This window comes from Peptoniphilus sp. HMSC075B08, assembly GCF_001815405.1.
Taxonomy (GTDB): domain Bacteria; phylum Bacillota; class Clostridia; order Tissierellales; family Peptoniphilaceae; genus Peptoniphilus_A; species Peptoniphilus_A harei.
Genome location: NZ_KV820429.1, coordinates 121,483 through 132,290 on the forward strand (window position 1 = coordinate 121,483; position 10,808 = coordinate 132,290).

The 10,808-nt window shown below is 31.4% G+C and carries 14 protein-coding genes and 1 pseudogene; all 15 read right to left on the reverse strand.

The window, feature by feature from the left end:
• Window positions 1–102 carry a stalk domain-containing protein gene (locus HMPREF3023_RS09590; protein ID WP_371327604.1) on the reverse strand — a complete coding sequence of 34 codons (102 nt, stop codon included), beginning with the start codon at window positions 100–102 and terminating at the stop codon, window positions 1–3.
• An 8-nt stretch (window positions 103–110) separates the two neighbouring features.
• Window positions 111–749, reverse strand: a complete 639-nt coding sequence (locus tag HMPREF3023_RS01030; RefSeq protein ID WP_246829157.1) for a peptidoglycan recognition protein family protein — start codon at window positions 747–749, stop codon at window positions 111–113.
• Between the two features lie 58 nt (window positions 750–807).
• The gene (locus tag HMPREF3023_RS09405; RefSeq protein WP_168165790.1) at window positions 808–948 is read right to left on the reverse strand and encodes a hypothetical protein; all 141 of its coding nucleotides are present in this window, start codon (window positions 946–948) and stop codon (window positions 808–810) included.
• Between the two features lie 186 nt (window positions 949–1,134).
• On the reverse strand, window positions 1,135–1,800 hold the full coding sequence (locus tag HMPREF3023_RS01035; protein ID WP_070700009.1) for a hypothetical protein: 666 nt from the start codon (window positions 1,798–1,800) through the stop codon (window positions 1,135–1,137).
• 29 nt (window positions 1,801–1,829) lie between these two features.
• A pseudogene (locus HMPREF3023_RS01040) lies at window positions 1,830–2,711 on the reverse strand (PBSX family phage terminase large subunit).
• Entirely contained in the window at window positions 2,698–3,165 is a 468-nt protein-coding gene (locus HMPREF3023_RS01045; RefSeq protein WP_070700010.1) for a terminase small subunit, read from the reverse strand. The pseudogene HMPREF3023_RS01040 and the gene HMPREF3023_RS01045 overlap by 14 nt, the downstream one beginning before the upstream one ends.
• Window positions 3,166–3,326: 161 nt before the next feature.
• Window positions 3,327–3,866, reverse strand: a complete 540-nt coding sequence (locus HMPREF3023_RS01050; RefSeq protein ID WP_070700011.1) for a hypothetical protein — start codon at window positions 3,864–3,866, stop codon at window positions 3,327–3,329.
• Window positions 3,863–5,047, reverse strand: a complete 1,185-nt coding sequence (locus HMPREF3023_RS01055; RefSeq protein ID WP_070700012.1) for an AAA family ATPase — start codon at window positions 5,045–5,047, stop codon at window positions 3,863–3,865. The genes HMPREF3023_RS01050 and HMPREF3023_RS01055 overlap by 4 nt, the downstream gene beginning before the upstream one ends.
• Window positions 5,048–5,172: 125 nt before the next feature.
• Window positions 5,173–5,454: a hypothetical protein gene (locus HMPREF3023_RS01060; RefSeq protein WP_210400900.1), complete on the reverse strand. Its 282-nt coding sequence runs from the start codon at window positions 5,452–5,454 to the stop codon at window positions 5,173–5,175.
• A gap of 458 nt (window positions 5,455–5,912) precedes the next feature.
• Window positions 5,913–6,107, reverse strand: coding sequence for a hypothetical protein (locus tag HMPREF3023_RS01065; protein WP_070700014.1), 195 nt, complete (start codon window positions 6,105–6,107; stop codon window positions 5,913–5,915).
• Between the two features lie 523 nt (window positions 6,108–6,630).
• A complete protein-coding gene (locus HMPREF3023_RS01070; protein ID WP_070700015.1) occupies window positions 6,631–6,870 on the reverse strand; it encodes a hypothetical protein in 240 nt (79 codons plus the stop codon).
• A 126-nt stretch (window positions 6,871–6,996) separates the two neighbouring features.
• Window positions 6,997–7,263, reverse strand: coding sequence for a hypothetical protein (locus HMPREF3023_RS01075; protein ID WP_070700016.1), 267 nt, complete (start codon window positions 7,261–7,263; stop codon window positions 6,997–6,999).
• On the reverse strand, window positions 7,260–8,522 hold the full coding sequence (locus HMPREF3023_RS01080) for an N-acetylmuramoyl-L-alanine amidase (RefSeq protein ID WP_070700017.1): 1,263 nt from the start codon (window positions 8,520–8,522) through the stop codon (window positions 7,260–7,262). Before HMPREF3023_RS01080 ends, HMPREF3023_RS01075 begins: the two co-directional genes overlap by 4 nt.
• A 49-nt stretch (window positions 8,523–8,571) precedes the next feature.
• Window positions 8,572–8,916, reverse strand: coding sequence for a hypothetical protein (locus tag HMPREF3023_RS01085; protein WP_070700018.1), 345 nt, complete (start codon window positions 8,914–8,916; stop codon window positions 8,572–8,574).
• Window positions 8,917–8,941: 25 nt separating this feature from the next.
• Entirely contained in the window at window positions 8,942–10,801 is a 1,860-nt protein-coding gene (locus HMPREF3023_RS01090; protein ID WP_070700019.1) for a BppU family phage baseplate upper protein, read from the reverse strand.
• Window positions 10,802–10,808 lie beyond the last annotated feature (7 nt).

The window sequence follows — 10,808 nt, forward strand, 5'->3', positions numbered from 1 at the left end:
CTATCCCCTCAATTCAACAGTTTGCTTTTCTTGATTCCAACCAACTTGTAAATTTAGGGCTTCTGCAAGGTCTCTTATAGATACATAATTAGTACCTTGAATATTTTACCTCACAAGTTAATTTCCTTGCCGTTGTAATTAATTTTTACCTTGTCGGACTTTAATATTTGATCCATAACTTTATCAATCCTTTCTTTAAGTGCCTTTTCTTGCACAGGTACACCAACACTGGACTTTGACAAATCCAATTTTATTTTTATAGGCTTTTGGACATCCTTTAAAAACTTTTCCCAAAGTTTTTTTGTAAAAAAAGTTCCAGGACATCTTTTCCTGGAAACATCATAGTGCCTACAAACATTTTTTATAGGTATATTAAATTTAACCCTGAGATTTTTAACCAACTCTACTAAATTTTCATAAGCTTTTTGATAATCTCCATCTGAATTTATACAAAGCTCAATCCCAATTGAAGTGCAATTCCTAACACCATTTAAAGCCCTACCATGGCCTTGATTATCTCCACAATGCCAGGAAGAAAAACTATCTCCTATAATTTGCACTATCTCATGGTCATCTACAAAATAATGGGCACTTGCATTCCTATTTCCACCACTCAAAAATTTAAAGTGATTAAAAGCATTGGCTCCTCTTCCAGAATTACCTGTGTCATGAATAACTAAAAACTGAACTTTCTTGCCTTTTCTACTGGAAAAGTTATATTTAATCGGCATAAATTTAAACTCTAACATCTTCCACCTCCTAATTAAGCATCGGAAAGAGATATACGACAAAACCACTAACCAGAATTCATATTACTACACCAAAAATTTGATTTCGCAGCTTTTCTGATTTCTCTATAGGTCTAACGAAGTGGTCTTCTTCCCTATTCTTTTTAATTTCTTTTATGTCACCTTTTATTTCTTTGGTGTCATTAAGAATCAAGTTCATAGTTGTTTGAATTATTTTTATATTTGTTTCTGAATCATAGAGTCTAGCTTCTAAATCATCAATTCTTTCATTGGTCTTATCTGTTTTTGAATCAACACTGCCTACCTTTTTCTCTAATTCAGTAAATTTATCTCTTATATCTTGATCCAGATGTCACCCTCTCCCGTTGCAATAAAAAGGAACTCATTAGAGCTCTTTTAAATTATATTTTTTTAATTCATTGTTTAGCTTTAACATCAATATTTCACTATCTATCTTTTTAGTTTTAATATCGCTCATCTCATTTAAGTGTAACTCTAACAAAAAATTTAATATTATCTTTGTCTTAAATTTATATCTAATTAATTTAGTCATAACTTCGCTAGCAGACATTAGTCTATTATCATTGTCTGTTTTAAATTCAGGATTCAAATCCCAGCTTGCGTATATATTTTTTAATTTTGAATTTGTTTTAGTTATTTCACTATTGAAATTAATTTTAAGATTTTCCAATTTCAATCTATCTAATATATCTTTTTCTTGATTATTGAAAGGTATGTTGATAACACCTTCAGAAAAATTTACAAAATTCTTATAAATCTGGTTTGAAATAAAATCATGATATTTGATTAAATCATCTAAGCTTATATCATTATAATAAAAAGAAGTTAATTTAACTATTTGTTCATTATAGAAGTCACCTATATCTTCAAGCTTTTGTATTTTTTCTTTTAAACTTTCAATCTTTTCTTTTCTAAAATAAATTTCTTTCTCAATTTTTATGTTCTTCCTAGTATTATAAATTGAAGTTCCCATAGCTATCACTAATGAAACAATAGCAGATATTAAAGTAGTTTTAATATTGGTATCCAAAATTAATCACTCTCCTCAATACTATTATATCAAGGAGAGCAACTTATAATACTTATTCTTCTTCTAGTTTTGTCATAATGCAATCTCACAAATGCAAAATGATCATTGGCATAACCCCAGTCTATGCCCTGTCTTATATTGTCAAAGTTTAAAAGTTCTTTCGTTGAAATCTCCTTAAATTCAAGGTTATCAAAGGGCACTACTCCAGAACCTATAGGTTCGTCAAGATACTCCCACCTATACTTTAAAGGCTTAGTCTCTTTTATATGTTCAGTCTCTTCCCTAAAAACTTTTAAAATATAGGGATTGTCTAAGTAACAAGAGTGATGTACAAAGGTATTTTGAGGCAAGAAATTAGTTTCATACCTTTTGTTGACCCAGGACTGTTTTCTCTTCGGCGGATTGTAGGAGTAATAAAACTTATACTTTAAATTTCCATCAAGTTCTCCACGCAGGATTGAGTTCTCAATCATAGAAACTTCATCTTCTGTCTTAAATTCTGCAAGCTCTTCAATCTATAATCTTGCTATTGGATATTTCGTCATCTTAATGGACTTAATCTTTGCAGAATCATCTGCACCCCTGAAAATAATTGCATTTCCCCTTGGAGTATATGTAATTTTAAGTGGACTGATATTTAACTTGAAGTAATCATTTAAATTTAATTGGTCTATTGCTTCTTTTATCTGTTCATAGCATGATTCTTGTAGGGTATTCCCTATTTTTCTCACGCATAGGATAGTTATGGGATATTTGATAATATCCAAGATTATCTCCTGGCCAATAAAGGAGGACTTGCCCGAAGCACGACCGCCCTTTAAGACATACTTTAGATAGTCTTCATTCTTTATTTTTTTATGGAGGTCAATAAAGCTTTTAGTAAAGACTTCAGATAATTTAATCTGTGTCATCAACTATCACTACTTGATTAGACGCTTCAAGTTCAACCTTATCAGTCCACATACCAAATCTCTTACCTAATAGTTCTCCTGCCTTTATGGAGTCCTTATTCTGTGTAGGTAGCTTAATAACCTCTGGCTTTTCTTCAATTCCTAAGAAGTTCCCATTATTATCAAAGCTAGGCTTCTTAATCATAACAACTTGATAGTCAATTTCTTCTCTCTTGAATTGCCTTGTAAGACCTCTTAAAACCTCCCTTTGGTCAGCAATGAGTTCCTCATCAAGCTCTTTCATCTTCTGCTCAATGTATTCCTTAACTTCTGGAGTACTAAAAAGACGGCTCGCTGCTGCAGCTGCCGTCTCTCTATTTTTAACATTCTTATAAAATTTTAAGTAACTCTTAGTCCTGTTGCCAGTGATAATAAAATCATCAGCAACTTGTTTCTGTTTAATTGTTAATACCATTATTACCACCTTTCTTTGCATAATAAAAGAGACCTGCCTCAGCAAGCCTCTTAGGGGATCGTCAAAATTGATTGAAATCCATAACATTATAAACCCTTACTACTACATACATTTTTACATGATACATAATAGCAAACAAAAATCGCACAAAACGCACAAAGTTATTTGTCTTTTAGTAAATCATATATTCCTAATTCTTTCTTAGTTCTTGATTTCTTTAAAGCCTCACATAGTTTATCAACATCAGAAAAATACTTTCTTACATAATCATATCCTTTTGAATATTTTTGGTTTTGTGATTTGTAAAATTCACTCGCCTTAACTTTAGATTTACATTTTTGAAACTCTTCATATAAATTATCATAATTTATAAAAACAAATTCTATTTCATATGCAGTATAAAAACTTAATGTTTTAGGTGTCTCATATGGTTTCTTTATTTTAAATTTTTCATTCTTAGAATCTAAAATTCTAAAAACCACTAATTCTTTTTGATAATTAAATTGCATAAAATTATCAATAAAAGTCTGTGGTGTCATTCTTTTATAAACCTTTTCATCTAATAAATTACTCCTATCAAAAATAAGCAAATCATTGTCTAATAGGATATCCATTATTGCACATTCTGCTTTACCTTCGCAAATACATATTATATAACTATTATCAAAATCTATTTCATTTATACTTGTTTTATCTGTCATTTAAATACCTCAGATTTTATATAATCTCTAAAATATTTTACAGCTTCATAGCTTGGAGCTGTGCCTTTAATGTAGTTTGAGAGTAAAACATCACTCTTCTTAAGATCATCTCTTTCAACAAGATCACTCAGCAATTCTATGTTTGCTCTTTTTTCTAAATTCCTTCTCAGAACATAAATATTATCTGACCTATTCATAAAATCTATTATTTCAGGATAGTGTGTTGTGAAGATTATTGTAGCTCCATTTTTATTGATTTCTTTATTCCTAAATAAATCAATAAAAACTTTAACCAATTGTTTATTCAAATGATTTTCTAATTCATCAACTAATAAATATCCTCCATGTTTTAAGACTTCTAATGTCATATCAGCAAGACTATTGCCCTTAATAGTCCCAGAAGATATTAATTCTCCCCATATAAATGGATTACCAGTAGAATATACACTATTAGAGTTTTTAAACTTAAGCATTAAATTGCTATCAGAGTCTTCGTTCTCTCTTTTAATAAAATCAATGTTTTCATCAAAAAGATTTAGAACTTCAGAAGGGACACTCTTTTTTACATTTAGAAAGTTTAAATTAACGTTATCTATCATATCTCTTACTAAAGATTGATTTTCTTTAGTAATCATTGTTATAATACTATCATCTTCTTTAAGTATTAACTTAAGAGAATTATCTAGTTTATTTCTAACTATATCTGAATTATTCTCATCTAATTCTTTATCTATGAGCAATTCTTTTAACTTAACTTTTGATGTTATATTAGATCGTGCAATACTAGTTAAATATTCATTTGTATATTTTATTCTTACTTCATTCTTATCCTTATCTCTTTCAACAAAAGATAAAATTTTATGAAATCTATTATTAAAGAAAAATGTAACTTCGTAACTAAATTTATCAATAGGAGTTAAAAATGTATTGTTAATTTCATTTAAACTTTTATTATTTATTACTATTTCCATAACAAAATGAATTATTTTCAAAAGCGTTGTTTTGCCAACGGCATTTAACCCTACAACCGATATAATATTATTAGCATAAATACTTTTAGATAAAGAGAACGTGCCTTCTTCATTGACTACTCTATCATTCGCAAAAAAATCAAAATAAATATTTCCTTCAAAAATATTTATATTATTGAATTTAATATTTAAAATTTTTATTGTATTCATTCTAAACCTCCTTATGTTAATATTATACCAGAAAACCATAGATATGAACGCAAAAAATGTTTATTTCTTTGGTTTTTTATTTATTAAATACTTAGATATCTATTATAAATCATTCTCGCATAAGACTAGTTTGGACTTCTTAATTGTCTAGAAATATATATCCAACTCTTACCTTCAAGGTATCTAAGTTGAAAAACTAATCTTGTCCTTGAGTCCTCTATTACCTCTATAAAATCCTCTATCTCAAGCCTAAGCTTCTTACATCTTCTAATTCTTCTTAGAAATTTTGCCCTTATCTTCTCTATGTATTTGTTATTTTCATAACCTTGAATCTTAAGTTGATACTGGTTATAGGGAAAATCAGAAGCAGATGAAAGAACCTTGTCAGTTACTTCTTGAGTTTTCAAAAAAGAAATATATATTTTAATGTTTTAAACGGAACTGTGAATATGGATTTATTAAAAGTTGAGTAAATTCAAAAAAGTGGGGACTTAATCGCGGAATCAAAAAAGTTATCATCTGGAATGGCTATAAATAGACATTCATTTTAAAAAACAGGTGGGGACTTTAGGTGGGAAATTACCATCAAATACGGTTAAATATGGTTAATTGTCAACACAAACAAAAAAACCATTCACTAAGGAATGGCTATTTCTACACAATATGGTTAACTGTGGTTAAGTATGAATGGTGGAGGCGGTGGGAGTCGAATTCATTTCTCGTTCTTAAATGAGCGTGCATTTTCTAACGTTTAAAAGCTACTACTTTTAAAATGTTGGGGTGTAAATGTGGGAAGTTGAAATTTAAACATAATTTTACATTGTTTTTTAATATATTTTAGGGCTAATAAATAGCCCTAATTTTATTATGCTTTATAATTAGGATTTTCATTTTTAAAGATCTCCACCAACTCTTCTACCTCTTCCAAAGTCTTAGCATATTTTCTAGCAAAAGTTCTTGCATTTCCCTTGTTTCGGCTATATCTCTTCGCCTCTGGGTTATTCTGTTCCCATTTCCTTGTAGCCCGTCTTTGTGCTTCTGATGTTTTTAATTCTTTCAATGTTACCAACTCCTCTTTACTTTACCTTAATTTTAACAATTAATAGTAAACATAAAATAATAACCAATATATTGACTATAACCCCTAAGTCTTTAAAAATATTTAACACATTTATTCCTGTGATTAAACTTAATAAAACTATATTCGTATCTATTTTTTTCATTTTTTGACGTAATGAGCATTTTATAATATAATACCCTTAAAGGGTGAGAGGGAATTTCCCTCTCTTTGAGTTACTATTTTAATATTTCTTTTATCAGTCCTAGTATTGCGATAGTCAGATTGATAAAAAGTATTATTAATTCTAGTAGCTCTTTTTTATTACCCTTTTTAGGTTTCTTTTTGCTCATTTCCTCACCTCCTGATTATATTATGCTACGGGTATTATATAAAAGCAACACTTTTTATAAGTTTTTTCAAAATATTTTCAATAAAAAAAGCCCAGGGATCTCTCCCTGGGCTAGTGTATTTGAAATAAATAATTAATTAAAATTCTACTTAAACTCATCAAGTTATGTTCTTACTATTTTTCCATATAGTCTCTTGTCTCAATGTAATTAGTCACATCTTCAGATTTACTATCTGCCATGCCTTCGCTTAACATATAGATACATAACCCACCAACTGCTGATACTAGTGCCACAATTCTTTCTGTAGTTTCTGCTGGAGCATTAAAAAATGCAACAAGTGCAATTATTACTGCTGTTATGCAAGCCCAAAATTTTCTGGAGCCTAATTTCCTGATTAAATCTTCCTTTTTCAAACAATCACCCCTTTATATCTCTAAAATACTGCATTTTACTAGCTTATAAGGACAACCCTTCAGATTGCCCATATAAGCGTTTTTTATTTCTAATTAATATAAATGTATGCCTTAAAATAGCTTAAATTACCTTTTTCTTCTTACTCCACGGTTAGAGTTCAAATATCGTTGATGTTTTTCCAAGTTTTTAAACTCTTCCTCCGTGAGTAATCTTTTCATTGCAATTTTAAACTCACTATTATAAGGATACTTGTTTATATCAATTAAATGCCTAACCTTAATTGCATCACTTTTGCTTTTAAGGTGCGCGTGTTGGGAATATTCTCCTCCTACCCTTACCAAGAGCCAGGGCCTCTCGTCACATTTCGGCTTAAACTTTATGCTTAGTTTCATTTTTCAATTTTTTCTAAAACCCTATCTAATAGAGAAAATAATTCTCCTCTTGTAATCGGTTCATCAAATCGTCTTTCGTGGATCTCAATTCCTTTATCGTTTAAATTTTTAAAAGATTTTTCTGCCCAATGTTCTTTTTGTTGTTCCATTTTTCCTACCGCCTTTGTGTTTCTAATTTCATTTACATATTTTAAAAGTTTTAAACCATAGTCTTTACTTGGTGCCCATTTGCCGCCTAAGTTCTCTACAAATTTACAAGTCCCTAGCAAGTAAGGGAAATGTCTTGGATCTGCAGTGAATGTTTTTGGATATCCTAAAGCCCCTGCATATAAAGCTAAGTGGTCTATATGAGCACCAACACCAGCTCCCCAATCAGCAAATTTTTTATGGGCAGATGCTTGATAATCTCCACCACCTTGAGTTATTTTAAGACCACAAGGGTTATGATAGCTGGAATCTATCCCTGCAGCAGACTTTACTTTATATAAAAAACCCGTTTCGTGTGCCATTTGTGCATAAGCTATCACTGGGTCAACTCCTACTTTTGGAGCCAGTTCAAAGTAGATTTCAGCAAGTCCAATAAGTTCTTGGTTATTATTCTTTGACTTTGCCCATTCTTTAACTTGTTCCAAACTTGCACTAGGTTTGTTTAATATCGGTGTCTTAGTAGGCTGTGACTTATTTAATTTAATAAGTCCATAGTATTCTGCAAGTGTCTTTGCTGTTGCTGCTGCTACTTTATCTAAATTATCCACATATTTTTTGCAATCTGAATAATTATCATGAAAGGCATGCTCTATTATAAAATTGTGCTTAGCCATACCATTTCTTAGGATTCCATAAAAATTAGTTCCTGATTTATTTTTACGATATTTTGTACCCCTGTTATTAGTTCCAATTGCATTTGATATTGCTACGCATAATTTATCAGTCAAAGTCTTTATGCTCTCTTTTGGATTTGTAGAGTCCCAAATTTCAGTTCCTGTAGCAGTACCACCTGCAGCGTTAGAATGTAAACTAATGAGTAAGTCATAACCTTTTGCCTTTTGACCTCTTTGTGCTAAGGTCGGGTTGTCAAATCTGTTATAACGTGTAATGCCAACTATAAATCCATAGTCCTCTAAGGCTTTCTTGAGTTTGAGGGAATAGATATAATTACAGTCCCCCTCGTTACAGAACTCAAAGCCTGGAATGTTTTTAAATCCACGGTTATGGAATGCACCAGCTCCATGTCCAGGGTCCAACATTATTTTTACCATGTCATCAACTCCTTTATTGCATAATAAAAGGCAGCTACTAAAGCCGCCCTCATTTTCTTAATTCATCTAATATTTTTTCTGATTTTTCATCATGTTTATCTAGTTTTTTGTGGAGTTCTCGGTTGTAATAATCAACCTTACTAACCGTATCAGCTACAATTCTGTTAGTTGTTGCAACTTCTTTTGTGGCTTCTGATAGTTTATCTATTGCAGTGTTTAATAGTTGATTATCCAATATCAGCTGCTTAAGAGTGTCAGTTATCTCCTTCATCTCTTGGCTTCTTCTCTTGTCATTTTGTACTATGGAGTAAACAAACACTCCCAAGAAAACAATAATTATAGCCCCTGCAACTCCCACTGCTAAATAAAGTTCCTCAATTGTCTTGTATTCCATGCGGTCACCCTCTTTTTTTTGTAAGTTATAATACTGTGCCTTTGAATTGATACCATTTACCCCAAGACAAAGTATCAGATTCGTTTTTTCCTATACGATAAAATATTGAATTAGAATATTTTTCAGTAACTGAATAAAAATTTTGTATTATAAAGTCTTCACAGATAATAGTTCTTATGAAACCGGACGCTTGTATATCAGCACCAATCTTCATATCTTTTATAAAAGCCCACTCAGGTTTGAAATAAGCCATGATAAAATCAGCTTCTGCTCCGGCAGTTAATGCTTTTGTTATATGTTTAGAAGTACTTCCATCTTTAAGAGAGAATATTGTATATTCTGAATCAGCCCAATCTTGTATTGAAAGAACTGTTGCTTCTAAATCTGAAAGATCTTGTGCTTTTGCAAATTCACTTGATATATCTTCGACAACTACTCTGTTTGCAATCTCTTTTTTCTGTGCGTCAGTAAGTTCTGCAAAGTTTATAGGGTCGCCCTTATCTCCTTTAGGTCCTTTTGGTCCTGTTGCTCCTTGTGCCCCAGTAGCACCTTTTGGTCCTTGAGGACCTTGAGGTCCAATATCTCCTCTTTCTCCTTTTACTTCGCCCATATCTTCCCACTTGCTTCCAGTCCAAACATAAAGATGAGTTCCTACAAAGTATGCATCTCCCGTAGTACCCTTTGCTGTCAATTCAGAAGATGAGTTAAGTTTCCCTAAGACTGTAAGACCTTTACCGATAGGTCCTTGGTCTCCTTTATCTCCTTTAGGACCTCTCAATTGTTCTGGGTCATCTATCCAACCTTGCACCGTAGTCATCTTAGTTTTAATTTCGCCATCAACATTTTTAGCACTTTCAATAACTTTAGTTAAATTAGAGTTTTCTGTCTTTGAAGTCTCTATACTTCCATCAAGATTTTGTTTTTCTGTCTTTGCACTTGCTATACTTCCGTCAAGATTAGATTTAGTAGATTTTCCATCTGCTAACTTTTGAGCCAAGTCCTTAGTCAAAGTATCTCCTTGATTTTTTAAAGTCCCAAGTTCTGTATTTATTGACTTCGCAGAATTGATTGTTCCATTCAAAGTTTTATTTGTTCCTAAAGCTGTAGTATTAGATTTGTCAAGATTAGTCTTGTTCGCCTTTGCTTCAGTGGTGCTTTTTATCAAGGCATCATTTGTTGAGTTCCCACTCGCAATATTTGTCTTTAAATTTTCAATATTTGCACTTGCTTTTGTGTTTTCTGATTTTAAGCTTGCATCTAATTTACCACCTTCAGCTCTAGAGTTGTTCAAACTACTTAAAGTCCTACTTGCATTAGACTTTGATGTATCTAACTGTCCTTTAATTTCCAAAGCTTTTTTCTTACAGTCAGCAAGATTATTTCTTGCTTCTATTCCCTCATTAATTCCAACTTTTAGAGATGCATCAACTTCTTTAGCTTCTTCTAGAGTCTTGTCATAGTCTTTTAGCAAGCCTAGTGCTTCATTGATTGTTTCAAAGTCTACATAAATGTTATTGCCAACAGTTGGACCTGCTTCAAGCCCTTCCTCAATCCACAAATCAAATATTTTAGATCCAATTTTTTGACCATCTTTATCTGTGATTATAAATTGCGACTTTTGCTTTCCAGGATATTTAAGTTGGGAGTTGTAAACTTGTACCTTAATTTTACCTTCAGCAGCTTCAACAACTTCTCCTTCAGAATAAGAAACTTCTTTGGAGTTAGCCACATACATTCTTAGTTTCATGCCAGTAACATCAACTGGCTTGTTGTAGTCGTCAAAAACTTGCAAATTAAAAACTCTTCCAGTGTCGCCTTGTACTGCAAAGAGTCGACCGTTGAAAGAGTTGTCAAACTTTAATTTAATTATTTCATTGTTTATCATATTTACT

Excerpts from the sequence above, each read along its gene's own strand:
- HMPREF3023_RS01075 (WP_070700016.1), bottom strand. The coding sequence starts at position 7,263 with ATGAAACTAAGCATAAAGTTTAAGCCGAAATGTGACGAGAGGCCCTGG.
- HMPREF3023_RS01045 (WP_070700010.1), bottom strand. The coding sequence starts at position 3,165 with ATGGTATTAACAATTAAACAGAAACAAGTTGCTGATGATTTTATTATC.
- HMPREF3023_RS01055 (WP_070700012.1), bottom strand. The coding sequence starts at position 5,047 with ATGAATACAATAAAAATTTTAAATATTAAATTCAATAATATAAATATT.
- HMPREF3023_RS01090 (WP_070700019.1), bottom strand. The coding sequence starts at position 10,801 with ATGATAAACAATGAAATAATTAAATTAAAGTTTGACAACTCTTTCAAC.
- HMPREF3023_RS01080 (WP_070700017.1), bottom strand. The coding sequence starts at position 8,522 with ATGGTAAAAATAATGTTGGACCCTGGACATGGAGCTGGTGCATTCCAT.
- HMPREF3023_RS01030 (WP_246829157.1), bottom strand. The coding sequence starts at position 749 with ATGTTAGAGTTTAAATTTATGCCGATTAAATATAACTTTTCCAGTAGA.
- HMPREF3023_RS09405 (WP_168165790.1), bottom strand. The coding sequence starts at position 948 with ATGAACTTGATTCTTAATGACACCAAAGAAATAAAAGGTGACATAAAA.
- HMPREF3023_RS01085 (WP_070700018.1), bottom strand. The coding sequence starts at position 8,916 with ATGGAATACAAGACAATTGAGGAACTTTATTTAGCAGTGGGAGTTGCA.
- HMPREF3023_RS01050 (WP_070700011.1), bottom strand. The coding sequence starts at position 3,866 with ATGACAGATAAAACAAGTATAAATGAAATAGATTTTGATAATAGTTAT.